Annotated in this window: 22 protein-coding genes; 14 read left to right on the forward strand and 8 right to left on the reverse strand. The window is 70.0% G+C overall.

Translation table 11 applies throughout. The features are described from left to right. Window positions 1-263: 263 nt before the first annotated feature. From ACWFRU_RS10630 to ACWFRU_RS10650, 5 genes are all read left to right on the forward strand, one after another. Complete coding sequence (locus tag ACWFRU_RS10630; protein WP_453685726.1) at window positions 264-704, forward strand: DUF6278 family protein; 441 nt, start codon at window positions 264-266, stop codon at window positions 702-704. 121 nt (window positions 705-825) lie between these two features. Beyond that, window positions 826-1,569 carry an amino acid ABC transporter ATP-binding protein gene (locus ACWFRU_RS10635; RefSeq protein WP_453685727.1) on the forward strand — a complete coding sequence of 248 codons (744 nt, stop codon included), beginning with the start codon at window positions 826-828 and terminating at the stop codon, window positions 1,567-1,569. A 16-nt stretch (window positions 1,570-1,585) separates the two neighbouring features. After that, window positions 1,586-2,491 carry a glutamate ABC transporter substrate-binding protein gene (locus ACWFRU_RS10640; RefSeq protein ID WP_453685888.1) on the forward strand — a complete coding sequence of 302 codons (906 nt, stop codon included), beginning with the start codon at window positions 1,586-1,588 and terminating at the stop codon, window positions 2,489-2,491. A gap of 9 nt (window positions 2,492-2,500) precedes the next feature. Continuing rightward, complete coding sequence (locus tag ACWFRU_RS10645; RefSeq protein WP_453685728.1) at window positions 2,501-3,145, forward strand: amino acid ABC transporter permease; 645 nt, start codon at window positions 2,501-2,503, stop codon at window positions 3,143-3,145. Next, on the forward strand, window positions 3,142-4,011 hold the full coding sequence (locus ACWFRU_RS10650) for an amino acid ABC transporter permease (RefSeq protein ID WP_453685729.1): 870 nt from the start codon (window positions 3,142-3,144) through the stop codon (window positions 4,009-4,011). Before ACWFRU_RS10645 ends, ACWFRU_RS10650 begins: the two co-directional genes overlap by 4 nt. A gap of 37 nt (window positions 4,012-4,048) precedes the next feature. Here the strand turns inward: ACWFRU_RS10650 and ACWFRU_RS10655 are convergent, their stop codons facing one another. From ACWFRU_RS10655 to ACWFRU_RS10665, 3 genes are all read right to left on the reverse strand, one after another. Continuing rightward, window positions 4,049-5,644, reverse strand: coding sequence for a CocE/NonD family hydrolase (locus tag ACWFRU_RS10655; protein WP_453685730.1), 1,596 nt, complete (start codon window positions 5,642-5,644; stop codon window positions 4,049-4,051). 124 nt (window positions 5,645-5,768) lie between these two features. Continuing rightward, on the reverse strand, window positions 5,769-6,968 hold the full coding sequence (locus ACWFRU_RS10660) for an Ig-like domain-containing protein (protein ID WP_453685731.1): 1,200 nt from the start codon (window positions 6,966-6,968) through the stop codon (window positions 5,769-5,771). Between the two features lie 146 nt (window positions 6,969-7,114). Beyond that, a complete protein-coding gene (locus ACWFRU_RS10665) occupies window positions 7,115-7,873 on the reverse strand; it encodes a hypothetical protein (RefSeq protein WP_453685732.1) in 759 nt (252 codons plus the stop codon). A 104-nt stretch (window positions 7,874-7,977) separates the two neighbouring features. On the opposite strand from ACWFRU_RS10665, the gene ggt reads away from it, so the two are divergent. Further along, window positions 7,978-9,801 (forward strand): gamma-glutamyltransferase, encoded by a 1,824-nt coding sequence (gene ggt, locus ACWFRU_RS10670; protein WP_453685733.1) that lies wholly within the window; start codon window positions 7,978-7,980, stop codon window positions 9,799-9,801. A 94-nt stretch (window positions 9,802-9,895) separates the two neighbouring features. Here ggt and map read toward each other — a convergent pair whose 3' ends face one another. Beyond that, the gene (map, locus tag ACWFRU_RS10675) at window positions 9,896-10,663 is read right to left on the reverse strand and encodes a type I methionyl aminopeptidase (protein WP_453685734.1); all 768 of its coding nucleotides are present in this window, start codon (window positions 10,661-10,663) and stop codon (window positions 9,896-9,898) included. A 60-nt stretch (window positions 10,664-10,723) separates the two neighbouring features. Here map and ACWFRU_RS10680 point away from each other — a divergent pair, with 60 nt between their 5' ends. The 6 genes from ACWFRU_RS10680 to ACWFRU_RS10705 all read left to right on the forward strand — a co-directional run bounded on the left by ACWFRU_RS10680 (window position 10,724) and on the right by ACWFRU_RS10705 (window position 17,551). Next, complete coding sequence (locus tag ACWFRU_RS10680; RefSeq protein WP_453685735.1) at window positions 10,724-10,984, forward strand: helix-turn-helix domain-containing protein; 261 nt, start codon at window positions 10,724-10,726, stop codon at window positions 10,982-10,984. A 155-nt stretch (window positions 10,985-11,139) separates the two neighbouring features. Continuing rightward, complete coding sequence (locus ACWFRU_RS10685) at window positions 11,140-12,750, forward strand: hypothetical protein (RefSeq protein WP_453685736.1); 1,611 nt, start codon at window positions 11,140-11,142, stop codon at window positions 12,748-12,750. 191 nt (window positions 12,751-12,941) lie between these two features. After that, entirely contained in the window at window positions 12,942-13,784 is an 843-nt protein-coding gene (locus ACWFRU_RS10690; RefSeq protein ID WP_453685737.1) for a nitrilase-related carbon-nitrogen hydrolase, read from the forward strand. Further along, the gene (locus ACWFRU_RS10695; protein WP_453685738.1) at window positions 13,781-15,064 is read left to right on the forward strand and encodes an aspartate aminotransferase family protein; all 1,284 of its coding nucleotides are present in this window, start codon (window positions 13,781-13,783) and stop codon (window positions 15,062-15,064) included. Before ACWFRU_RS10690 ends, ACWFRU_RS10695 begins: the two co-directional genes overlap by 4 nt. 51 nt (window positions 15,065-15,115) lie before the next feature. Continuing rightward, window positions 15,116-16,519, forward strand: coding sequence for a dihydropyrimidinase (gene hydA / locus ACWFRU_RS10700; protein ID WP_453685739.1), 1,404 nt, complete (start codon window positions 15,116-15,118; stop codon window positions 16,517-16,519). A gap of 15 nt (window positions 16,520-16,534) precedes the next feature. After that, on the forward strand, window positions 16,535-17,551 hold the full coding sequence (locus ACWFRU_RS10705) for a TIGR03842 family LLM class F420-dependent oxidoreductase (protein WP_453685740.1): 1,017 nt from the start codon (window positions 16,535-16,537) through the stop codon (window positions 17,549-17,551). Here the strand turns inward: ACWFRU_RS10705 and ACWFRU_RS10710 are convergent. The 3 genes from ACWFRU_RS10710 to ACWFRU_RS10720 all read right to left on the reverse strand — a co-directional run bounded on the left by ACWFRU_RS10710 (window position 17,532) and on the right by ACWFRU_RS10720 (window position 19,573). After that, a complete protein-coding gene (locus ACWFRU_RS10710; protein WP_453685741.1) occupies window positions 17,532-18,377 on the reverse strand; it encodes an endonuclease/exonuclease/phosphatase family protein in 846 nt (281 codons plus the stop codon). The genes ACWFRU_RS10705 and ACWFRU_RS10710 overlap by 20 nt on opposite strands. Window positions 18,378-18,427: 50 nt before the next feature. After that, window positions 18,428-18,973, reverse strand: a complete 546-nt coding sequence (locus tag ACWFRU_RS10715; RefSeq protein WP_453685742.1) for a YceI family protein — start codon at window positions 18,971-18,973, stop codon at window positions 18,428-18,430. A gap of 126 nt (window positions 18,974-19,099) precedes the next feature. Beyond that, window positions 19,100-19,573 carry a carboxymuconolactone decarboxylase family protein gene (locus tag ACWFRU_RS10720; RefSeq protein WP_453685743.1) on the reverse strand — a complete coding sequence of 158 codons (474 nt, stop codon included), beginning with the start codon at window positions 19,571-19,573 and terminating at the stop codon, window positions 19,100-19,102. Window positions 19,574-19,898: 325 nt separating this feature from the next. On the opposite strand from ACWFRU_RS10720, the gene sigJ reads away from it, so the two are divergent. Together sigJ and ACWFRU_RS10730 are read left to right on the forward strand one after the other, a co-directional pair. Continuing rightward, window positions 19,899-20,861 carry an RNA polymerase sigma factor SigJ gene (gene sigJ / locus ACWFRU_RS10725; RefSeq protein WP_453685744.1) on the forward strand — a complete coding sequence of 321 codons (963 nt, stop codon included), beginning with the start codon at window positions 19,899-19,901 and terminating at the stop codon, window positions 20,859-20,861. Between the two features lie 427 nt (window positions 20,862-21,288). Then, complete coding sequence (locus ACWFRU_RS10730; protein ID WP_453685745.1) at window positions 21,289-22,344, forward strand: PucR family transcriptional regulator; 1,056 nt, start codon at window positions 21,289-21,291, stop codon at window positions 22,342-22,344. Between the two features lie 69 nt (window positions 22,345-22,413). On the opposite strand, the gene ACWFRU_RS10735 is transcribed toward ACWFRU_RS10730, so the two are convergent. Then, window positions 22,414-23,865 (reverse strand): flotillin family protein, encoded by a 1,452-nt coding sequence (locus ACWFRU_RS10735; protein ID WP_453685746.1) that lies wholly within the window; start codon window positions 23,863-23,865, stop codon window positions 22,414-22,416. Window positions 23,866-23,998 lie beyond the last annotated feature (133 nt).

Consider the following 23,998-nt stretch of genomic DNA (forward strand, 5'->3'; position numbering starts at 1 on the left):
AAACCTCTCAGGACGTGAGTGCCGCAGACAGTGCGCTGGCAGCTATCACCAACGGTCTTCGGGCCGAGATCGGCAGTCAACGCACTTCACCTGGAATTGACATAGATCTGTCCTGGTCAGAGCGCCGACCGCGGTGGGCTACTCATCGACGCGCTCCCGCAGTTCGCCGCCGCGTGGCCGGATTCGCATGATTCCGTGATCAACTGACGCAAGTTACATTCGTTGGACCGGGGAGCAGAGGCACCCTCACGGAGAGGCCGATCATGAACATCTCCTTCTTCGGCAGGTGGCGCAGGCAGCAGTCCGCCGACCGGAGCCCAGGACTCGCCACGGCGTTCGGCGAGGATCCGGCCGGGGTGGCCGAACTCCTCGCCGAATGTGAGCTGCTGCGCTCCCAGGCAGCCACCGCCGGGCTCGAACTCGACGATTCCCCGGCCTCGTTGAGCGCGCTCGACCAGCTCCTGCCGCGCTGGCGCGACGATCCCGAACTGTTGCCGTGGCTCGGCAACGACGCGGGTCTCTACCTCGGTTCGGTCATCGTCCGTGTGGTGCCCGGCGCCACCTGGCACGTCTGGCCCGGCGGCAGCCCCGTCGTGCTGCTCTCGTCGGGGCGGGAGATCCAGGTGGTCGAGGCGGGGCTCGACTGGGCGGTGACGGGGGCTCCCGAGCTGTCCCAGGTCTACGCGGAGGCGTCGGAGGCGTAGCCGCGGGATGACGTAACTGGAAATACGGTTAATGCCCATACGTGCGTGTCGTCCAGTAAGTCCCGTTTTCGCGTGGATAGTTTGCGCGGACCGACACCGCCGAGAGTGGGCAGGGCAGGGCATGGCCGTCGATCCGCTGATCGAGCTGCGTGATGTGAACAAGTACTACGGGGAGCTGCATGTCCTCCAGGACATCAACCTCACCGTCGGCAAGGGGGAGGTGGTCGTGGTCATCGGCCCGTCAGGGTCGGGGAAATCCACGCTCTGCAGAACGATCAACCGGCTGGAGACGATCCAGTCGGGAGCCATCGCACTGGACGGGCAGCCACTTCCGGAAGAGGGCAAGGCACTGGCCTCGCTCCGTGCCGACGTAGGCATGGTGTTCCAGTCCTTCAACCTCTTCGCACACAAGACAGTGCTGCAGAACGTCGCCCTCGCGCCGGTCAAGGTGCGCGGCAAGAAGAAGGACGACGCCACGCGGCGCTCCCGCGAACTCCTGGAGCGGGTGGGCCTCGCGACCCAGGCCGACAAGTACCCGGCCCAGCTCTCGGGCGGCCAGCAACAGCGCGTGGCCATCGCACGCGCGCTCGCCATGGAGCCCAAGGTGATGCTCTTCGACGAGCCGACGTCGGCCCTCGACCCCGAGATGATCAATGAAGTGCTCGAGGTCATGCAGGCACTCGCCCGCGACGGCATGACCATGGTCGTCGTCACCCACGAGATGGGCTTCGCCCGTTCGGCCGCCAACCGTGTCGTCTTCATGGACGCAGGGCGCATCGTCGAGGACCGGGCCCCCGAGGAGTTCTTCAGCAACCCGGAGAGCGACCGCGCCAAGGACTTCCTCTCCAAGATCCTGAAGCACTGACGGGAGGCCCGCCATGATGCGTACGACACGTCTGCTCGCGGCGCTCGTCCTCGCCGCCTGCGCCGCGACCGCCTGCGGCAAGGAGGGCAGCCCCCCGGTGAAGGGGCCGCAGCCCGACGAACTGCCCAAGTACCAGGTGGCGAAGGAGTTCAAGCTGCCGGACTCCGGAACCTGGAAGAAGGCGAAGCGGCGCGGTCACCTCGTCGTCGGCGCCAAGGAGGACCAGCCGTTCCTCGGCGAGAAGAACCCCGCCACCGGGCAGTACTCCGGCTTCGACATCGAGATCGCCAAGATGGTCGCGGCCTCGCTCGGCTTCGAACCCAAGTCGATCACCTTCAAGACGATCGCGTCGGCGAACCGCGAGACCGCCCTGCAGAACGGGCAGATCGACTACTACGTCGGCACCTACACCATCAACGACCTCCGCAAGAAGCTCGTCGGCTTCGGCGGCCCCTACTACATGGCGGGACAGGGACTCCTCGTGCGCACCGACGAGGACGACATCAAGGGGCCGCAGGACCTGGACGGCAAGAAGGTCTGCTCGGCGGCCGGGTCGACGCCCTACCAGCGCATCCAGAAGGACTACCCGAAGGCGACGCTCGTCGCCTACGACACCTACTCGGTCTGCGTCGACAACCTGCTGACCTATCAGGTCGACGCCGTCACCACCGACGACGCGATCCTGATCGGGTACGCGGCCAAGGTGCCCGACGAGCTCAAGGTGGTCGGCAAACCGTTCTCCGAGGAGCCCTACGGCATCGGCGTGCCCAAGGGCGACAACGCCCTGCGGTTCGCCGTCGACGACGCGCTGGCCGCCCGGGAGAAGAACGGCGACTGGAAGAAGGCCTACGACGCCACCCTCGGCCTCTCCGGGGTCCCGGCGCCGAAGCCGCCCGCCATCGACCGCTACCCGGCGAGCTGAGGAGGCGTCGTGGACGTACTGACAGACAACTTCTCCACCTTCGGCAAGGGGTTCGTCGGCACCGTCGAGCTCACCGTGTACTCGTCGATCCTGGCCCTGGTGCTCGGCTTCGTGATGGCGTCGTTCCGGGTGGCACCGGTCGGCTCCTTCCGGGCGTTCGGCACCGCCTGGGTGACGGTCCTGCGCAACACCCCGCTGACGCTGCTCTTCTTCGCGGTGCTGCTCGGACTCCCGCGCTTCGGACTCGTCCTGCCCTTCAAGGTGTTCGCGGTCCTGGCGCTTGGCTGCTACACCTCCGCCTTCATCTGTGAGGCACTGCGTTCGGGCATCAACACCGTCCCCAAGGGCCAGGGCGAAGCGGCCCGCAGCCTGGGTATGACCTTCGGGCAGACGCTGTCGATGGTCGTGCTCCCGCAGGCCTTCCGGTCCGTCATCCCGCCGGTCGGCTCCACCCTCATCGCCCTCGCCAAGAACTCCGCCATCGCGGGCGCGTTCAGCGTCACCGAGCTGCTCGGCACGTACAAGACGCTCAGTGAGCTCGGCTACAACATCATCTGGACGTTCGTCTGGATCGCCGTCGGCTACCTGATCATCACCCTCGCCATCAGCGCCGTGTTCAACGTCCTCGAGAAGCGCTGGGGAGTCGCCCGATGAAAGCCCTCTCCCACGAGTCCACCGCCCTCTACGACGTGCCGGGACCCAGGACCGAGCGCAGACACCGGCTCTACGGTCTGCTCTCCACCGTGGTCCTGCTCGCCCTGGTCGGCTGGATCGTCTACCTGCTCTTCGACACCGACCAGTTCACCGCGACCAAGTGGACGCCCTTCGAGTACAAGGGCATCCAGGAACTCCTCCTGAAGGGACTGGGGAACACCCTCAAGGCCTTCGCCATCTCGGCGGTGCTCGCGCTCGCGCTCGGCGGACTGCTCGCCATGGGGCGGCTCTCCGAGCACCGTCCCGTGCGCTGGCTGGCCACGCTTGTCGTGGAGTTCTTCCGCGCGATGCCGGTCCTGGTGATGATCTTCTTCGTCTTCGTGGCGCTGAAGGTCCAGCCGCTGCCGGCCCTGGTCACCGGACTCACGCTCTACAACGGCTCGGTGCTCGCCGAGGTCTTCCGCTCCGGCGTGAACTCCGTGGAGCGCGGCCAGCGCGAGGCGGCGTACGCGCTCGGGATGCGCAAGACACAGGTCATGACGCACGTCCTGGTGCCCCAGGCCGTGCGCGCCATGCTGCCCGCCATCATCAGCCAGTTGGTGGTGGCGCTCAAGGACACGTCGCTCGGCTATCTGATCACCTACGAGGAGTTCCTCCACGCCGGGAAGCTGATCGCGTCGAACCTCGACTACGATCTACCTTTCATCCCCGTGGTTCTGGTGATCTCGCCGATCTACATCGGGATGTGCATGCTGCTCTCGTGGTTCGCCCAGTGGGTGTCCAAGCGACAGCGCCGCAATCCCAAGACCGAGGCCGCGGAAGTGGCGTCGGCCGAACCAGGGACGCTGCTGCCGGGTCCGCAGTAGCTAAAGGGGCCAGGGCCCACCCGGCAGCAGCCGGTGATCACTGTTCGCGCAGCGGGACCGACACGTACGACGGGTCGGACGCGGGCGAGGAGAAGGTCAGCTGCGCGCCGGACGGGTTGTGCTCGATGTAGAGCGGGTCGACCGTGTCGACCACCAGGGCGAGCCTGTGTCCTGCCGGTACGTCGTAGGCCGTGGAGAACAACTCCAGGTCCACGCCGAACGGCTGGCCGGGGGCCTTGCCGTGGAAGGTGTACGGCGCGTTGCTGACCAGCTTGCCGAGGCCGAGCGGGCCCACGTCGTAGAGGTACGCGACGAGGGTGCCGCTCTCCTTGGTGCTGGTGAGCGTGGTGTGCAGCTTCGCCGTCCCCCGCACCCGCTGGGCCGTGGCGTACTTCTCGGACTGCCAGACGCCCGCGTAACGCCGCGGCAGCAGCGGCATCGAGGCGACCGGCGGGATCTTGAGGAACTGGTCGAGGGCGTTGGAGAGCAGCACCGTGCCGCCGTTGGCGCCCGAGTCGACGTTCGCGCGGAGCGTGGTGGAGCCCGCGAGGTCGATCTTCTTCTTCGTCGCTCCGACGGACTTCCAGTCGGGGTAGCCCTCGTAGTCGCCCGTGGAGCGTGACTTGAGCTGGACGGGCTGCTCGGTGTCGACGCCGTTCCTCTCGCCCTTGAGGTAGCGGTCGAACCAGCGCTGGGTCGAGGTCCAGGTGTCGTTGGGCAGGCCGAGCAGACCGGTCAGTTCGGCGGTCGCGTGGTCTCCGGGGCGGAATTCGAGACGCTTGGGGCCCGTCAACTGCTCGTAGAACTCGGCGTATTGGTTGGGCGGGAAGATGGTGTCGCCCCAGGCGTTGCCCAGCATGACGGCCGCGCCGTTCTCGTTGATCCGGTCGATGTACGTCGCGGGGGAGCGCTTGGCGCCCCACGCGATCATCTCGTCCTCCTGGTCCAGGTTGGACGCGAGGAAGTCCTTGAGCGTCTGCTGGAGTTCGGGGCTCGGGCGGCCCGTGAGGACGCCCGCGCCGCCGAGCAGCCCGGCGGCCTGGCGGTGCTGGGTGCGGCCGCTGTAGATCGAGTCGATGAGGTCGCCCCAGCCGCTGAGCGCGGCCACGGCCTTGATCCGCTTGTCGTGGCCCGCGGCGAGCAGGCTGATGCCCGCGCCGTACGACACGCCGCCCATGCCGATCTTCCCGGGGTCGGCCGGGGTGTTCTCCAGGGTCCAGTCGATGACCTTCGAGGCGTCCGCGATGTCCTCGGGGCCGCCGGTCTCGATCTCGCCGCCGGACTGCCAGAAGCCGCGCGAGTTGTAACTGACCACGACATAGCCGGAGTTGGCGAGCTTCTGGGCCTGCGCGACGTACTCGACCTGGGGCATGGCCCAGCTGGTGGGCAGCACGATCGCCGGGAACCTCTCGCCGGTCTTCGCGCCCTTGGGGGTGAAGACGTTGGCCTTGAGGATCGTGCCGCCGTCGCCGGGGATGTCGACGAAACGTACGTCCGCGGCGCTTGCCGTCTGTGGAGCGGCCGCCGGGGCCGCTTGGGCGGCCGGGGCGAGGCCGAAGGCGGCGCCGGCGACGAGAGTCGCCGACACGGCGCCCACGGTGGTCGTACGCAGAGCCTTGCGCGGTTGTCCCACGGGTCACTCCTTACTCGTGCAAGCAAAGTGACCCGACGGTAACCGCGTCGGCTTACCGGTGGTAACCCGTCGGTAAGTTACGCACCGGTAACGATTGTTGAGCTGTGTACCTTCGCGGCGGCCCTCAGTTCAGCGCGCTCTTCGTCTGCCAGTCGGCCCAGGAGAGGTTCCACTCGCCGTAGCCGTTGCCCGGGTCGGGCACGCCCTTCGAGCCGCTGCCGGAGACCTCGAAGGGGTCGCCGACCTGGACCTGGCCGTAGAGCCAGGAGGCGTCGCCGTCGCTCATGCCGATGCAGCCCGAGCTGTGGTTGGTGTTGCCGAAGTAGCGGGCGTTCCAGGGGGCCGCGTGCGCGTACATGCCCGACCAGGTCAGACGCATCGAGTTGTCGACCATCTTGTCGTAGGCGTCGCCGAGGCCGACCGTCTCGGAGCGCATGTTGATCGTGCCCTCCTTGGCCATCAGGACGGACGTGCCGCCCCAGGAGGCCTTGTCGCCGCCGGGGGTGCCCGCCGACATCGGGACGGTCTTCACGCTCTTCCCGTCGCGCACGAGCGTGGCCTGCTTGCTGTCGAGGTCGACCTTGACCTTCTGGCTCTTGCCGACCGTGAAGCCCGTCGCGTAGTCGCGGACGAACCAGCCGCCGCCGGTGCCGGAGTCGACCCCGCCGAGGCGGGCGTCGAGCTTCACCTTGGTGCCGGACTCCCAGTAGTCCTTGGGGCGCCAGTCGACGCGGTCCTTGCCGTCGTAGTTCTTGATCCAGCCCCAGGACCCGGTCGTGTCGTTCGAGGTCGTCACCTTCAGGTGCTTCTCGACCTCCGCCTTGTTCTTCACCGGGTGGTCGAAGATGACCGACAGGGGCTGCGCGACGCCGACCGTGGTGTCCTTGCCGGGGGTCAGGGACAGCTTGTTGACCTGCTCCGGAGCGGCCGTCCTGAAGGAGGCCCGCGCGCTGCCGCCCTCGTCCGTCGTCGCCTTCACCTTGTACGAGGTGCCGGGCACCGCCTTGCGGTCCGAGGTCCAGGTCGTGCCGTTCGCGGCGACCTTGCCGGTGAGCTTCGCGCCCTTCGCGTCGGTCACCGTGACCTGCTTCAGCTTGCCGTCGGCCAGTTCGACCTTGACCGGGGAGCCGGCCTTGGCCTGCTTGCCCTGCAAGTTGACGGAAATGTCCGGCTTGTCTGCCGAGGTGTCGGCGGATGCGGGGGAGCTGCCCGAACAGGCGGTCAGGGTGGCGGTCAGCGCCGCCAGGCCCGCGGCCGTGACCGCGGCCCCGGTGTGGCGGGAGCGTATCGGGCGTCGGCGACTCGGCGAGCTCAGGGGCCTCAAGGGAACGTACCTCCGTGCGAATGTGGAACCGCACGGTGAGAGGGTCAAAGGTCCCGGTGGGTTGCCTCTTGCCCTGAATTTCCCGACTAGGTCACAGAGGCGGTGTATGAGCCGGGCGCGGCCGTCGGCGCTCGGTGAGGGCGCGGCTACTTGGCGCGATGGGACGCGCGCGGTGGAGCGGCCGCCGGAGCCGGGGCCTGGGCGGCGCGCGTGACGTCGCCGACCAGCTCGACGACGTCGGCACCGTACGCCTGGGAGTTGACGACCTTCAGGAGCAGGACGAAGGTGTTGCCGCCGTGCTTGCGGGCGAGGCGCTCGTGGTTTCGCGCGAGATAGCGGGTCGCCGCCTGGTTGGTGATCGCGCGCTGGCCGCAGAAGAGGAAGACGGGTCTCGCCTCCTGGCCCTGGCCCGCCGTGAGCCGCGCGAGGATCACGTACTCCGCGATGCCGCCCTCCATGCGGTAGCGCTCGCTGCCGATCTGGAAGGCGCCGCGGTCCGGACCCGGCTCCGGGTCGGTGTTGACGCGGACGCCGGGCAGCAGGGAGTGCATGTGCGCGGCCATACGGCGGTTGACGGTCGGCGAACCGACGCAGAATTCCGTGCGCTCGCCGAAGCTCTGCTGGGCGGCGTCGTGCGCGACGAGCTGGGCGTGCGCCCCGCAGTCCTTGATCAGCGCGGCCAGTTCGAGCAGCGCGAACACGTCGTGGCGTACGACGGTCAGCTCGGGGCCGCCCGCCTCGCGGTTGACCACGAGCAGCGACTCGGAGTTGTCGGGCAGCCCGAAGAAGGCCTGCTTGCGGCGGAGCTTGCGCCGCCAGAGGTAGGTACGGGCGAGCCAGCCCAGCGCGGCAGCGAGGCCGGCCGCGATCAGGCCGAGGACGATGTTGCGCACGTCTTCAGTCATGGGGGCGCATGCTAGCGGTCTCTAGGACCGGTGTTCGAGGGGGTCCTGACGTGGACGGGACAGCGAAGTTACGCTGCGCGGACGGCTGTTGACTGGAGGTACGGATGCGTCGTGCTGTCGTACGGAATCTCACGCTATTGGCGGTCGGAGGGGTGTTGGTGTCGGTCGGAGCGGCCGCGCCCCCTTCGTCTCCGCGCTCGGCCGAAACGGCCTCGTCGCCTCGCGTCTCGTCCCCGGAGAAGGTGCCGGTGGCCGTCGGCTCCGGCGGCGCCGTCTCCAGCGTCGACGCGGACGCGTCGGCCGCCGGGATCGAGGTCCTGAGGAAGGGCGGCAACGCGGTGGACGCGGCGGTCGCCACGGCCGCCGCCCTCGGCGTGACCGAGCCCTACTCCGCGGGTGTCGGAGGCGGCGGCTACTTCGTCCACTACGACGCCAAGAGCCGCAAGGTGAGCACGATCGACGGCCGCGAGACGGCCCCGCGCACGGCCGACTCCGGCCTCTTCCTGGAGGACGGCAAACCGATCCCCTTCGCGGACGCCGTCACCAGCGGCCTGGGCGTGGGCACGCCGGGCACCCCGGCGACCTGGCAGTCCGCCCTGGACAAGTGGGGCAGCAAACGGCTCGGCACGCTCCTGAAGCCCGCCGAGCGGCTCGCGCGCGACGGGTTCACGGTGGACGGGACCTTCCGCTCGCAGACCGAGGCGAACCAGGCGCGGTTCGCCGACTTCCCCGACTCCGCGAAGCTGTTCCTGCCCGGCGGTGCGCTGCCCGTGGTCGGCTCGACGTTCAAGAACCCCGACCTCGCCAAGACGTACGAGGAGCTGGGGCGCGCGGGCGTCGGGGCGATGTACCGGGGCGGCATCGGCAAGGACGTCGTACGGACCGTGAACAAACCGCCCGTGGACCCGGCGTCGGGGCGGGTGGCCAGGCCCGGCGACCTGTCGGCGAAGGACCTCAAGGCGTACGCGGTGAAGCGGCAGGCGCCGACGAAGACCTCCTACCGGGGGCTCGACGTCTACTCGATGGCTCCCTCGTCCTCCGGCGGCACGACCGTCGGTGAGGCGCTCAACATCCTTGAGCGGACCGACCTCTCGAAGGCCTCGAAGAAGAAGTACCTGCACCGTTTCATCGAGGCCAGCCGGATCGCCTTCGCCGACCGCGGGCGCTGGGTGGGCGACCCCGCCTTCGAGGACGTACCGACGAAGGAACTGCTCTCGCAGAGGTTCGCCGACTCGCGGGAGTGCCTGATCCGCGACGACGCGGTCCTGAAGAGCCCGCTCGCGCCGGGGAACCCGCGGGACCCCGCCTCCTGCAAGGCGGGTGACAAGGCCGCGCCGACCACGTACGAGGGGGAGAACACCACGCACCTCACGGCGGCCGACAAGTGGGGCAACGTCGTCGCCTACACCCTGACCATCGAGTCGACCGGCGGCAGCGGCATCACCGTGCCGGGGCGCGGGTTCCTGCTCAACAACGAACTGACCGACTTCTCCTTCGCGCCGGCCGACCCGGCCGTGCACGACCCGAACCTGCCGGGTCCGGGCAAGCGGCCCCGCTCGTCGATCTCGCCGACGATCGTCCTGGAGAAGGGCAGGCCGCTGGTCGCGCTGGGATCGCCCGGCGGTGCCACCATCATCACCACCGTGCTGCAGACCCTGACCGGGTTCGTCGACCGTGGCCTTCCGCTCGTCGACGCGATCGCCGCGCCGCGCGCGAGCCAGCGCAACGCCGCCCAGACCGAGCTGGAGCCGGGACTCTGGGAGAGCCCGCTGCGGGCCGACCTGGAGGCGATCGGGCACTCCTTCAAGCAGAACCCCGAGATCGGCGCGGCCACCGGGGTGCAGCGGCTGCCCGGCGGCAAGTGGCTGGCCGCCGCGGAGAAGACGCGGCGCGGTGGCGGCTCGGCGATGGTGGTGCGGCCGCACTGAGACAGGGGCGGGCGGGCCTGCGAGGGCGCGCCCGCCCCATTGCCTTACGACGTCACAGGGCCGTCCAGCGAAGTCCCAGGGCGGTCCTACGGCGTCACAGGGCCGTCAGGATGCGCGGTCCGTCGTTCGTGATCGCGACCGTGTGCTCCGCGTGGGCGGCGCGGCTGCCGTCGTTCGTGCGCAGGGTCCAGCCGTCCGGCGCCGGGTGGTAGTGGTCGCTGCCGCTCGCGATCACCATCGGCTCGATGGCCAGGGCCATGCCGTGCCGCAGGGGCATGCCGCGGCCCGCGCGGCCTTCGTTCGGAACACCCGGGTCCTCGTGCATGCGGCGGCCGATGCCGTGCCCACCGAAGCCTTCCGGGATGCCGTAACCCGCCTTCCTGCACACCGTGCCGATCGCGTGGGCGATGTCGCCGATGCGGTTGCCCACGACGGCCGCGGCGATGCCCGCCTCCAGGGCGCGCTCGGCGGTCTCCACGAGGCGTACGTCCTCGGGGCGGGGCGTGCCGACGATGAAGCTGATCGCCGAGTCGCCGGCCCAGCCGCCGAACTCGGCGCCGAAGTCCGCGGAGAGCAGGTCGCCCTCCCGCAGCCGGTAGTCGGTCGGGATGCCGTGCACGATCGCGTCGTTCACCGAGGTGCAGAGGACCGCGGGGAACGGTGTGGGGGCGAACGAGGGGCGGTAGCCGAGGAAGGGCGAGGTCGCGCCCGCGTCCCGCAGCACGGCGTGCGCCACCTCGTCCAGTTCGAGCAGCGAGACGCCGACGCCCGCCGCCTCCCGCACGGCCGTCAGGGCCTGGGCGACGATCCGGCCCGCTTCGCGCATCGCGTCGATAGATGTGTCTGTCTTGAGTTCCACCATGCCAATTACTATACCGGTATGAGAATGGGATTCCGCGCGGAGACGGACTAGACTGGCCGCATGGTGCGGACCCCCCTGACCCCTGAGGAGCGCGAACGCGGCGAGCGGCTCGGCCGTCTCCTGCGTTCGGCGCGTGGCGAGCGGAGCATGGTGGAGGTGGCCGCGAGCGCCGGGCTCTCCGCCGAGACGCTCCGCAAGATCGAGACGGGGCGGGCCCCCACGCCCGCGTTCTTCACCGTGTCGGCGCTCGCGGTGACCCTCGGCCTCTCGCTGGACGAGGTCGCCGAGACATGCGCGCTGGTGCCGCTCACGCCGGCGTGAGGTGAGGCGCTCCCGCGCCCTCGCTCACGGCGCGGGCAGTGGCGTGTGAGGTGCTGTCGGGCGGTCGGAAAACCGCGTGTAGTCGTCCCGTAACACGTCTGGTGTTATCTTCCGGACCGGAAGACTCCAGGCTCCATGGGGCGGTGCTGGCTCGGATGGCAGTAGGACAACTCCCTGAACAGGTCCGGGAGTTCGCGAGGTACCTGAGAGACCTCCTGGCGCGCCTCGACCCGGGCGCCGGGTGGTGCGGCGTGTTCTGGTCGCGTGACCCCGAGGGGATGCAGGCCTGCCTGGACGGCTCGGAAGTGCCGCCCTGGGACGTGGTGGAGGCGCTGCTGCACGACCTGGCCGCGAGGTACGGGGCGCAGGCCGCCGAGCGCGAGACGGAGCGGGCGAGGGCTCTGCACGCGGCCTCACTGGCCGCGTACGACGCGCGCCCCGGAGGCCGCGGGCTGCTCGGCGAGCGCCTCGACATGATGCTCACCGAGCAGCGGTTCGCCGTGGAGCGGCAGGTGGAACTGGGCTACTCCCTCGCGGCCGCGGACACACCGGAGGAGGTGGAGCGGCTCAACCGCGATCTGGCCTGGGTGCGCGACGACCACGAGCGGGCGACCGCGCGGTGTGCGGAACTCCGACAGCGCATCGAGCGGTTGGACCGGGCGGACCGCCCGCAGTGGGTCGACTTCGGGACACCGGTCTCGGACGATTTCGCGGCCGTGGGCGCGGACGACTTCGCGGCTGCGGGAGCGGAGGACTTCACGGCACCCGGTGACCATGACGAGCCGCCGCGGAACGCCTTCGGGGTGCCTGCCGCCGACGACTTCGGCTCCCGTACTGACGAGGGCTTCGGGGTCGGTGCCGGTGGCCCCGGAGACGCGGCCGTCGATCCCGGCGCCCGCGCGCCGGAGTTCGGTGCCGCGCCGGACGGGCAGGACGCCCCAGCTCCCGACGCCCGCACCTTGTCGGCCGACTCCGCGGTGCGGTCCGACGAGACCCACGTCCCCAAGCAGGGCCGTAAGTCGCGCGACACGTCCCGCCGTCCGCGACGGCCCCGCGGCGCCCGGTTCGCGGGGTTCTCCGGGGCGGACGACGAGGGCGCGGACGAGACCGGTACCGGCGCCGCACCGGGTACGGGCGCCCGGTCGCCCGCCGTGAACAGCCCGCGCGGCGCGCGGTTCGGGGGCTCCGCCGAAGAGCCGGACGTCAGCGGGCGCCGTGACGTCGCGGAGCCGGACCATGACGCCGAGCGGGCCACCGCCGAAGCCGTCGCCGCGCTCATCAAGCTCCGGGGCGAGGGCCGCAGCGGCGAGGCGCACGCCGTCCTCGTGGAGGCCGCGGGCTGGCCCGCGCGGCGCCTTCCCGTGTTCGCCGGTGAACTGCACCGCGCGGGCCTCGGCGCCGACTGGTCGACGCTGCTCTGGGAGGCCGCGTCGCTGCCGCCCGACCGCCTCGTCGCGCTGGCCGACGCCCTCGCCGGAGCGGGCCGCGCCGACGACTGCCGCAAGCTGCTGCGGCAGGGAGTCTCCCGGCCCGCCCCGGAAATCGCCGAAGCGGTGCTCGCGCTGATCGACGCGGGCCGCGAGCGCGAGGCCCGCGCCCTGCTCGACGCCTACATCCGCGTACGGACCCCCGAGGACACGGCGGGCTGCGCGCACACCGATCCGTACCGCCTCATCCCGCTGCTCCTGCAAGCGGCGCAGGGCGTTTCGGACGAGCGCCACTGGGACCTCGTGCACGCGTTGCGTGTTGCCGGATTCAGCGCCTGAAGCGCCTGCCGCACCTGTTTCGTCTGCGCGTTACGCGCCGCTTCTCGCCCGCTTGGGTGCGAAACATGATCGACTCCGCCGGTTCACGGCGATGGTCTTGCCCAGCCCGTCGGGGAGGCTTACGTTTTCCTGTCTACGCACCAAGTCTACGGGCGTAGAGGCTCTCTGACGTCCCGTCGAAGGAGCAGCTCATGGCCAACGTCGTACGCGCCGCACTGGTCCAGGCAACCTGGACAGGCGACACCGAATCCATGATTGCCAAGCACGAGGAGCACGCCCGCGAGGCGGCCCGCCAGGGTGCGAAGATCATCGGCTTCCAGGAAGTGTTCAACGCCCCCTACTTCTGCCAGGTGCAGGAGCCCGAGCACTACCGCTGGGCCGAGCCGGTGCCGGACGGGCCCACCGTCACGCGGATGCAGGAACTCGCCCGCGAGACCGGCATGGTCGTCGTCGTCCCGGTCTTCGAGGTCGAGCAGTCGGGGTTCTACTACAACACCGCCGCCGTCATCGACTCCGACGGCTCGTACCTCGGCAAGTACCGCAAGCACCACATCCCCCAGGTCAAGGGCTTCTGGGAGAAGTACTACTTCAAGCCGGGCAACGCGGGCTGGCCCGTCTTCGAGACGGCGGTCGGCAAGGTCGGCGTCTACATCTGCTACGACCGCCACTTCCCCGAGGGCTGGCGCCAGCTCGGCCTGAACGGCGCCCAGATCGTCTACAACCCCTCCGCCACGTCCCGCGGCCTCTCCGCCTACCTCTGGCAACTGGAACAGCCCGCCGCGGCCGTCGCCAACGAGTACTTCGTCGCCGCCATCAACCGCGTGGGCGTCGAGGAGTACGGCGACAACGACTTCTACGGCACGTCGTACTTCGTCGACCCGCGCGGCCAGTTCGTCGGCGAGAGGGCGAGCGACAAGACCGAGGAACTCGTCGTCAGGGATCTGGACTTGGGCCTGATCGAGGAAGTACGCCAGCAGTGGGCGTTCTACCGGGACCGCCGACCCGACGCGTACGAAGGACTGGTACAGCCGTGAGTGACCTCCACGCCCGCCACAAGGCCGTCCTGCCCGAGTGGCTCGCCCTCTACTACGCCGACCCGCTGGAGATCACCCACGGGGAGGGCCGCCGCGTCTGGGACGCGCACGGCAATCAGTACCTCGACTTCTTCGGCGGCATCCTCACCACCATGACCGCCCACGCGCTGCCCGAGGTCACCAAGGCGGTCAGCGAGCAGGCCGGGCGGATCATCCACTCCTCCACGCTCTACCTCAACCGGCCGATGATCGACCTCGCGGAACGGGTCGCCGGCCTCTCCGGCATCCCGGACGCCCGCGTCTTCTTCGCCACGTCGGGCACCGAGGCCAACGACACTGCCCTGCTCCTGGCCACCGCGCACCGCCGCTCGAACCAGATCCTGGCGATGCGCAACAGCTACCACGGCCGCTCCTTCACGGCCGTCGGCATCACCGGCAACAACGCCTGGTCACCCACCAGCCTCTCGCCGCTCCAGACGCTGTACGTCCACGGCGGCGTCCGCGGCCGCGGACCGTACGCCGCGCTGAGCGACGCCGAGTTCATCGAGGCCTGCGTCGCCGACCTCAAGGACATGCTCGGGCAGGCGCGCGGGGGAGTGGCGGCGCTGATCGCCGAGCCCATCCAGGGCGTCGGCGGCTTCACCTCGCCACCGGACGGGCTCTATGCCGCCTTCCGTGAAGTCCTGTGGGAGCACGGCGTCCTGTGGATCTCGGACGAGGTGCAGACCGGCTGGGGACGCACCGGTGACCACTTCTGGGGCTGGCAGGCGCACGCCGAGAACGGCCCGCCGGACATCCTGACCTTCGCCAAGGGCATCGGCAACGGCATGTCCATCGGCGGTGTCGTCGCGAGCGCCGAGGTCATGAACTCCCTCGACTCCAACTCCATCTCGACCTTCGGCGGCTCACCGGTCACCATGGCGGCCGGCCTCGCCAACCTCACGTATCTCCTGGAACACGACCTCCAGGGGAACGCGCGGCGCGTCGGCGGTCTGCTCATCGAGCGACTGCGCGCCATCTGCGCCCAGCTTCCCGTCGTACGCGAAGTACGCGGACGGGGTCTGATGATCGGCATCGAGCTGACCGACCCCGAGACCGGCCGGGCCAATCCGCGGGCGGCGGCCGCCGTCCTCGAAGCAGCCCGCGAGGGCGGACTCCTCATCGGCAAGGGCGGCGGCCACGACACCAGCGTCCTGCGCGTCGCCCCGCCCCTCTCGCTGACCGTCGCGGAGGCGGAAGAGGGGGCGTCGATCCTCGAACAAGCGCTGCGGAGCGCCTAGTTCAGGTGCCCGACCGGAGAGACGTACGAGCATGAAAGGGAGCGCCCCATCATGAGTACCCGCACCCTGATCCGCGGCGGACTCGTCATCACCGCCGCCGAAGAGACCCACGCCGACGTGCTGATCGAGGACGGCAGGATCGCCGCGCTCGCCGCCCACGGCTCGGGCGCCGCCGAGGCGTGGACCGCGGACCGCGTCATAGACGCCTCCCACAAGTACGTGATCCCGGGGGGAGTCGACGCGCACACGCACATGGACTTCCCCTTCGGCGGCACCTTCTCGTCCGACGACTTCGAGACGGGCACCCGGGCCGCGGCCTGGGGCGGCACCACGACCATCGTGGACTTCGCCGTGCAGACCAAGGGACAGGCGCTGCGCGCGGGCCTCGACGCCTGGTACGCAAAGGCGGACGGCAAGTGCGCGATCGACTACGGCTTCCACATGATCCTCTCGGACGTCAACGAGAGGACCCTGAAGGAAATGGATTACCTCGTCGAGGAAGGGGTCAGCTCCTTCAAGCTCTTCACCGCGTACCCCGGCGTCTTCTTCAGCGACGACGGCCAGATCCTGCGGGCGATGCAGCGGGCCGCCGTCAACGGCGGGCTGATCATGACGCACGCGGAGAACGGCCTCGCCATCGACGTCCTGGTGGAGCAGGCCCTCGCACGCGGTGAGACGGACCCGCGCTACCACGGAGAGGTGCGCAAGTCGCTCCTGGAGGCGGAGGCGACCCACCGGGTGATCAAGCTCGCCCAGGTGGCGGGGGCGCCGGTGTACGTGGTGCACGTGTCGGCGCAGGAGGCGGTGGCCGAGCTGGCCAGGGCCCGTGACGAGGGCCTGCCGGTCTTCGGGGAGACCTGCCCGCAGTACCTGTTCCTCTCCACGGACAACCTCGCGGAGCCCGACTTCGAGGGCTCCAAGTACGTCTGCTCGACCCCGCTGCGGCCGCGCGAGCACCAGGCGGCGCTCTGGCGCGGCCTGCGCACGAACGACCTCCAGGTGGTCTCCACGGACCACTGCCCGTTCTGCTTCGTGGGGCAGAAGGAGCTCGGCCGCGGCGACTTCTCCAAGATCCCGAACGGCCTGCCGGGCGTCGAGAACCGCATGGACCTCCTGCACCAGGCCGTCGTCGACGGGCACATCAGCCGCCGCCGCTGGATCGAGATCGCCTGCGCCAGCCCGGCCCGGATGTTCGGCCTGTACGGCAAGAAGGGCACGATCGCGCCGGGCGCGGACGCGGACGTCGTCATCTACGACCCGACCGCCGAGCAGGTCATGTCGGCGGAAACGCACCACATGAACGTGGACTACTCCGCATACGAGGGCAAGCACGTCATGGGTCAGGTGGAGACGGTCCTGTCCCGCGGTGAAGTGGTCATCGACCAGCGGAAGTTCACCGGCCACGCCGGGCACGGCGCGTACGTCCCGCGCGGCACCACCCAGTACCTCGGCTAGGAGAGGCGACGCACCATGGACTTCGGACTCGTCCTGCAGACCGATCCGCCGGCCGCGCAGGTCATCAGCCTCATGAAGCGCGCCGAACGGAACGGCTTCCGCTACGGCTGGACCTTCGACTCGGCCGTGCTGTGGCAGGAGCCCTTCGTCATCTACAGCCAGATCCTGGCGAACACGGACCGTCTCGTCGTCGGCCCGATGGTCACCAACCCGGGCACCCGGACCTGGGAGGTGACGGCCTCCACGTTCGCCACGCTCAACGACATGTACGGCAACCGCACCGTCTGCGGCATCGGCCGCGGTGACAGCGCGATGCGGGTGGCGGGCCGCACCCCGAACACCCTCGCCCGGATCAGCGAGGCCATGAAGGTCATCCGCGCGCTTGCCTCGGGCGAGGAGGCGGACCTGGGCGGCACCACCGTCCGCTTCCCCTGGATCGGACCGGACGCACGGCTTCCGGTGTGGATGGCCGCGTACGGGCCCAAGGCGCTGAAGATGGCGGGCGAGGAGGCGGACGGTTTCATCCTCCAGCTCGCCGACCCGTATCTGACGGAGACGATGGTCAAGGCGGTCCGCGACGCCGCCGCGGCGGCGGGCCGCGACCCGTCCTCGGTCACGATCTGCGTCGCTGCCCCCGCCTACCTCACGGAGGACGACTCACCCGCCGCCCTCGCCCACGCCCGTGAGCAGTGCCGCTGGTTCGGCGGGATGGTCGGCAATCACGTCGCCGACCTGGTGGCGAAGTACGGCGAACACTCGGACCTCGTCCCCGAGGCACTCACCGAGTACATCAAGGCCCGCGAGGGCTACGACTACTCCCACCACGGCCGCACCGACAACCCCGACACGGCCTTCGTCCCCGACGAGATCGTGGACCGCTTCTGCGTCATCGGCACGGCACAACAACACGTCGACAAGCTCGGGGAGTTGAAGCGCCTGGGCGTCGACCAGTTCGCCCTGTACGCGATGCACGACGCACGCGAGGACGTCATCGAGGGGTACGGCACGACGGTCATCCCCGCTCTGTCGTGAGCAGCCCCACCTCCAGGTCGGCGACGACCCCGTAGTGATCGCTGGGCCATATGCCGTCGGTCGGTTTGTCGAAGGCGAGGTCGGCGCTCCGTACGCGAGCGAAGGCATTCGGGTGCGCGTGCGGGGAGCCGACGAAGACGTAGTCGATCCGGCGGCGGTGGCCGGGCTGCCGCACCAGGAGCTCGATGTCCTCGGCCGCGTAGGGGTTGTCGGCGGTCCAGGTGTGTCCGGGGCCGGAACCGGCCACGTCCCACGCGTCGTGGAAGTGGGTGCCGCGCCCCGAGAGTGACTGCCGGCCGGTCAGATAGCGGATGCTCGCGGAGTCCGGGTCCGCGTTGAAGTCACCGGCCATGATCGTTGGCAGGGCGGTGCGGTGCCGGGCATCCAGGTCGCTCAAGGCCAGTACCTGACGCTCCCGTTGCGCTTCGGCCTCGAGCCGGAAGGACGTCGTGGGCGCGATGAACAGCACGTCGTCGAGGCCGGGCAGCGGCACGAGGGCGGCCGGTGTGAGCCAGGGGACGTCGGGCGCGTCCGCGCCGCGCTGGTCGAGGACTTCGACGACGCGGTGCGGCCACCGTGTCGCGATCGCCGTCCCGCCGTAGCGATCAGCGTGGGGCGGGGTCGTCGCGGCGGTCTGCGTCTGGTGGGTGCCGTGCAGGCCTGTCCCCTCGATCAGGTCGGGCAGTTGGTCCGGCAGAACCTCCTGGAGGGCGACGAGATCCGGCGCGAGCCGCCGCAGCTCGGCGTTGATCAGGGCCGCCCGTGCGGGGGCGTCGCCGCGGCTGTTCCAGACGTTCAGTGTCACGACGCGCAGTCTCGTCGCCATCGTGTTCCTTTCCTTTGTCCTTGCCCCGCGGGCTCTGGGTCGTCGGGCGGTCAGGGCTGCCGTACGGCGATGACGTCGAACTCCAGCGTCACCTTCGGGCTCACGAGGACGGACGTCACGGCGTTCTGGTTCAGGCCCCAGTCCTTGCGGTTGATGGTGGTCTTGCCCAGGAAACCGACCCGGAGGTTGCCCCGCGCGTCCGTCTCGGCGGCGGTCAGCTCGACGTGGAGGGTGACCGGCTTGGTCACGCCGCGCATCGTCAGGTCGCCGGTGACCTGGTAGGTGGTCTCGTCGACCGGCCGCACCTCGGTGGACGCGAAGAGGATGAAGGGGTGATTGTCCGTGTCCAGGAAGGTGCCGCGCAGATGGTCGTCGCGCTGCCGTTGGTGCGTCTGCAGGCTCATCGCCCGGATGGTGAGGCGTGCGCTCGACTTCGACGGCTGGTCGCCGAACAGGTACGCGCTGCCCTCGTACTCCTCGAACTCCCCGCGGACCCTGGTCGACAAGGTGTGCCGACCGACGAAACCGACCCGGGAGTGGGCCGCGTCGAGCACATAGGCGCCGGTCAGTTCGCCGACGCTGATGGGGGTGGGCATCGTGCCTCCTGCCTCTTTTCTCGTCATTGCTTCTCGTGGTTGCTTCTTGTGATTGCTTCTCGTCCATGCGCGTGGACGGCTGGGCCCGGCCGCTCGGGCCGGGGCGCCAGCCGTGGTGGATCCGGGTCAGCCGAACTGGCCGACCTTGTAGTCGCCCGCCGGGTGCTGCGTGAGCACGTTCAGACGGTTGAAGGCGTTGATGAGGGCGATGGCCGACACCAGGGCGGCGAGCTGGTCCTCGTCGTGGTGCTTGGCGGCGTTCGCCCACACCTCGTCCGGCACGCCACCGGCGGCGTCCGCGATCCTGGTGGCCTCCTCCGCCAGCTCCAGGGCGGCCCGTTCGGCGTCGGTGAACACCGTGGCCTCGCGCCAGGCGGCGACCAGGTGCAGGCGCTGCTGGGTCTCTCCGGCGTGCGCGGCCTCCTTGGTGTGTATGTCGACGCAGAATCCGCAGCCGTTGATCTGGCTGACGCGGAGCTCGACCAGCTCCCGCGTCGCGGCCGGCAGAGTCGACTCCAGGAGCGACCTGCCCGCGATGGCGAGGTGCTTGACGGCACCGGCCGAGACCGGATTGGCGAGGAAGTCGAGACGGGCTTCCATGGTGATCTCCCTGTTTCTTGGCCTGCTCGGGCAGCGGCCCGCCCGGTGGGCGGAACGGCTGTTCGCGGGATCGTCTTGGTCCCAGCAGTACCGACGAGGCGGGTCGGCGGAATGTGAGGCGGGTGGCCCTGCGGAATGCGAGGCGTGGAGGTCCCGCGGAATGCGAGGCGTGGAGGCCCTGCGGAATGTGCCGCGGGGAGGCCCTGCGGAATGTGCGGCGCGGGCGCGACGTCACATTTCGAGGGGCTGTCTCGTCGGATGTCGGAGAGGCTGTCCCGTCCCGTCGGATGCGGGACGGCTGACGCGGCAAGGGAGTGGCGACACCATGGGGACCCAGCACGAGCCCGGAGACGGACACATCGACGCGAGCCTGAGTGCAGTCATGGGCGAACGGCGGCAGCTGATCAATCTCGCGTACCGGCTCCTCGGCTCCCTGGCGGACGCCGAGGACGTCGTACAAGAGGCCTACGTCCGCTGGTACGCGATGTCCCCGCAGCAGCAAGAGGCCATCGAATCCCCCGGTGCCTGGCTGACGAGGGTCGCCGGGCGCATCTGCCTCGACCAGCTCCGCTCGGCACGGGTCCGGCGCGAGAGCTACGTGGGCGAATGGATTCCGGAACCGCTGCCCGATCGCACGGAGTGGGCCGACGGGCGGCAGGGCGGGGCGACCGCCGACCCGGCCGACCGGGTCACTCTCGACGAGTCGGTCAACATGGCCTTCCTCGTCGTGCTTGAGTCGATGACCCCTGCCGAGCGCGTCGCGTTCATCCTGCACGACGTCTTCCGCTACTCCTTCGCGGAAGTGGCCGAGATCGTCGGCCGCAGCCCGGCTGCCTGTCGCCAACTGGCGTCATCGGCGCGCCGCCGCACCCGTGCCTCGCACATGCCCGCCACTCCGGCGGCCCGGCGAGCCGCCGTCGTCAGGGACTTCAAGCACGCCTGGGAGACCAAGGACATCGCCGCGCTCATCGGCGTACTCGACCCCGACGCCACGGCCCTCGCCGACGGCGGAGGGCTGGTCAACTCCGTGCCCCACCCCCTCACGGGAAGCGAGGAGATCGCGCGGTACCTGGTCGCCGTCTCCGCCGTCATCGACGAGCAGCCGTTCCACCAGACGATCCTGGAACGCACGGTCAACGGCCAGCCCGGCCTGGTGGTCCAGCACGACGGCATCACCACGTCCGTGCTGGCCTTCGACGTCGAGGACGACCGGATCACGCGCCTGTGGGCGGTACGTAACCCCGAGAAACTGAGGCCCTGGACCTCGTACGGTAAAGTGATGAATTGAGCCAAGGTGCTCTGTTGAGCGGTCGACCGGCTCTGTTGAGCGACTGGTCGCTCAACCATCAAGCAGGCGACGCCGATCGCCGAGGCCGGAGAGGTGGGGGCGAGGCATGGGCCACGCAGTGCGCGCCCCCCGAGTCGTACGTGTCGACAACTCCGCCCGCGACAGCGTTCCTGATATCTACGGCACCATGACGAGCGACCCGCGCCGCTGAGTGACCGCCCCCGGTGTGACCGCCTCTGGTGTGACCACCCCTGGTGTGGCCGGGGCTCCAACTCCCCTCTTCTTGCGCCCAGTTGCCGTCTTCCGCCTGCCCGGCAGTGTGTACCGCTCACCCGGTGTACCGCCCACCCGCGCCGCGCTGCCGTGCGTGCCTACGCCGCCTCGCGCGGCCCGCTCCCCAGCCATCGAACCCGTCGAGGGAGAGCTGATGACCACCCAGGAGATCCCCGAGCAACTGCTCGACGGCTACGCCGACATCCTCACCCGCGCGGCCGCGACCGGGCGCCGACTGACCCGTGAGGAACTGACGTCACGCCGGGCACTCGGCGCGCAGGCCGCGCACGCCGGATACGCGTGGCGCGTCCTCATACGCGAGCACCTCAGCGCCACCCGGATCCACCGCCCCGCGACCGGCGACCCGGACCACCTCCTCGCGACCGCCGAACAGGCCATCGACGCCTTCGCCGAGGGCTACGAACACGCCCAGCGTCTAGTCGTCCGCCAGGAAGAGGCCGCCCGCCGCGAGCTGATCGACGACCTCCTGTACGGGCGAGGCGACCTGGGCCGGCTCGGCGCCCGGGCCGAACGGTTCGGCTTGCGGTTGTCCCACGCGCACGCGGTGGCCGTGGCCGAGGGGCCCTGCGCCTACGACGAGACCGACCCCGTGTCGCGGGACGTGGAGAACGAGATGGTCGGCCGCTTCGGCGACCGCCACATCCTCCTCACCACCAAGGACGGGCGCCTCGTCTGTATCGCCCCCGCCCACCAGGACGAGGTCCTCACCCACTTCGCCAAGCGCGCGCACGCCGCCACCGACGGCGGCCGCATCGCCATCGGCCGTCCCCAGCCGGGCGCGGCCGGTATCGCCCACAGCTACGAGGAAGCCGTCAGCACCCTGGAACTCGCGACCCGCATGGGCTTCGACGAACCCGTGCTGCGCGCCGCCGACCTCCTGGTCTTTCCCGTCCTCGCGCGTGACCGGCAGGCCCTGGTGGACCTGGTGCTCAACACGCTCGGCCCGCTCGAAGAAGCGCGGGGCGGCGCCGAACCCCTCCTGGACACCCTGATCGCCTACTTCGACACCGGGTGCGTGGCGGCCCAGGCGGCACGTGAACTGTCGTTGAGCGTACGAGCACTCACGTACCGCCTGGAACGCATCCGCGCCCTCACCGGATCCGACCCCGCCGACCCCCTGGACCGCTACACCCTGCAGACGGCGGTCATCGGCGCGCGACTCCTCGGCTGGCCTGCCACCTCGCTGTGAGGGGCGGGGGCGGGAAAGTCCGGGTGAACCCGGGGGGAGCCCGGGTGAGCCCGGGGGAGTCGGTCCGGGTCAGTCTGTTACGTCGATCTTGCCGTTCAGCTTTGCGGCCGGGGTGGGGGCGGGGGTGACGGCGGGGTCCATGGGGGTGGGGGACATGCCGCCGGTGATGCCCTTGAGGAGGCCGGCCACGTCGACTCCCGTGGTGGAGCTGAGGAGTTCCACGCCCTGGGCGACGTTGTCGGCGACCGTGCGGGAGAGACTGCTCGCGCCGTCCGTGGAGATCACGGTCATCTTGTCGATCGCGCCGAGCGGCTCGGCGGCCTTGGCCACCACGGAGGGCAGCACCTCGACGAGCATCTGTAGCACCGCCGCGTCGCCGTACTGCGCGAACGCGTCGGCCTTCTTGCGCATCGCCTCCGCCTCGGCGGCCCCCTTGGCGCCGATCGCGGCGGCGTCGGCCTCGCCCTCCAGACGTACGGCGTCGGCGAGCGCGGCCCGCTGTGCCTTCTCGCCCTCACCGGTCAGACGGGCCCGCTCGGCATCGGCCTCGGCCTGCTTGACCAGGGAGACACGGCGGGCCTCGGCCTCCTGCTCGGCCTGATAGCGCGCGGCGTCGGCGGGCTTGCGGATCTTGGTGTCCAGCTCGCGGTCGGTGAGGGCGGCCTGCCGCTGGGCCACCTTCTCCTGCTCGGCGAGGACCTCCTGCTGGCGCGCGGCCTCGGCGAGCGGCCCGGCGGCCCCGGCGCGGGCGGATGCCTCGTCGGTCTCGGCCTTGATCTCGGCCTGCTTGAGGGAGAAGGTCCGCTGGGCGACCGCGATCTCCTCCTCGGCCTTCAGCCGGGCCTGCTCGGCGGCGCGGCGCGCCACGGCCTCGGCGATGTCGGCCTCCTGCTTGGCGCGGGCCGCCTCGGGCCGGCCCAGGTCCTCCAGGTACGAACCCTCGGTGGTGATGTCCTGGATCTGGAAGGCGTCGAGCACCAGGCCCTGCCCGGACAGACTCGCCTCGGCCTCCTCGGCGACCTGCCCGGCGAACGCGGCGCGGTCACGGATGATGTCCTCCACCGACATCCGGCCCACGATGGATCGCAGCGCGCCGGAGAGCACTTCCTGGGTGAAGCCGACGATGCCGCCCTGCTGGGCCAGGAACCGCTGAGCCGCGGCGCGTATGGAGTCCTCGGTACCGCCGACCTTGACGATCGCGACGCCCTCAAGGTTGGCCTTCACGCCGCGCAGCGTGACGGCGCCGCGCACCGCGATCGGGATGTGCCGCGAGGAGAGGTCGAGCGTGAACTTCTGCTGCACGAACGGCACGACGAACACGCCACCGCCCACCACGACCTTCTGGCCGCTGTTGTCGGTGAAGATCCGGCCGGTGTCGGGATCGGTGGACTTCTTGCCGCGCCGCCCGGTCACGATGAAGGCCTCGCTCGGCCCGGCGACCTTGTAGCGGGTCACGACGACGAGCGCGAGCAGGACGAGGAGTACGACGACTCCGATGACGGCGGTCAGGACTGGACTCATGACGAATTCCCCCCTGCCTCCCAAGGGGGCGGCAGATCGGTGATGTTGTGCGGGTTGTGGGTCGTGGGTTGGGTGTCGCGGGTCGTGTTCGTGCGGGTGCGGGTGCGGGTGCGGGTGCGGGTGTGGGTAGGAG

The organism is Streptomyces sp. NPDC055099 (genome assembly GCF_053607685.1).

Coding starts and splice junctions, on each gene's coding strand:
- ACWFRU_RS10630 (WP_453685726.1), top strand. CDS start 264: ATGAACATCTCCTTCTTCGGCAGGTGGCGCAGGCAGCAGTCCGCCGAC.
- ACWFRU_RS10635 (WP_453685727.1), top strand. CDS start 826: ATGGCCGTCGATCCGCTGATCGAGCTGCGTGATGTGAACAAGTACTAC.
- ACWFRU_RS10640 (WP_453685888.1), top strand. CDS start 1,586: ATGCGTACGACACGTCTGCTCGCGGCGCTCGTCCTCGCCGCCTGCGCC.
- ACWFRU_RS10650 (WP_453685729.1), top strand. CDS start 3,142: ATGAAAGCCCTCTCCCACGAGTCCACCGCCCTCTACGACGTGCCGGGA.
- ACWFRU_RS10665 (WP_453685732.1), bottom strand. CDS start 7,873: ATGACTGAAGACGTGCGCAACATCGTCCTCGGCCTGATCGCGGCCGGC.
- ggt (WP_453685733.1), top strand. CDS start 7,978: ATGCGTCGTGCTGTCGTACGGAATCTCACGCTATTGGCGGTCGGAGGG.
- map (WP_453685734.1), bottom strand. CDS start 10,663: ATGGTGGAACTCAAGACAGACACATCTATCGACGCGATGCGCGAAGCG.
- ACWFRU_RS10680 (WP_453685735.1), top strand. CDS start 10,724: ATGGTGCGGACCCCCCTGACCCCTGAGGAGCGCGAACGCGGCGAGCGG.
- ACWFRU_RS10685 (WP_453685736.1), top strand. CDS start 11,140: ATGGCAGTAGGACAACTCCCTGAACAGGTCCGGGAGTTCGCGAGGTAC.
- ACWFRU_RS10690 (WP_453685737.1), top strand. CDS start 12,942: ATGGCCAACGTCGTACGCGCCGCACTGGTCCAGGCAACCTGGACAGGC.
- hydA (WP_453685739.1), top strand. CDS start 15,116: ATGAGTACCCGCACCCTGATCCGCGGCGGACTCGTCATCACCGCCGCC.
- ACWFRU_RS10705 (WP_453685740.1), top strand. CDS start 16,535: ATGGACTTCGGACTCGTCCTGCAGACCGATCCGCCGGCCGCGCAGGTC.
- ACWFRU_RS10710 (WP_453685741.1), bottom strand. CDS start 18,377: ATGGCGACGAGACTGCGCGTCGTGACACTGAACGTCTGGAACAGCCGC.
- ACWFRU_RS10715 (WP_453685742.1), bottom strand. CDS start 18,973: ATGCCCACCCCCATCAGCGTCGGCGAACTGACCGGCGCCTATGTGCTC.
- ACWFRU_RS10720 (WP_453685743.1), bottom strand. CDS start 19,573: ATGGAAGCCCGTCTCGACTTCCTCGCCAATCCGGTCTCGGCCGGTGCC.
- sigJ (WP_453685744.1), top strand. CDS start 19,899: ATGGGGACCCAGCACGAGCCCGGAGACGGACACATCGACGCGAGCCTG.
- ACWFRU_RS10730 (WP_453685745.1), top strand. CDS start 21,289: ATGACCACCCAGGAGATCCCCGAGCAACTGCTCGACGGCTACGCCGAC.
- ACWFRU_RS10735 (WP_453685746.1), bottom strand. CDS start 23,865: ATGAGTCCAGTCCTGACCGCCGTCATCGGAGTCGTCGTACTCCTCGTC.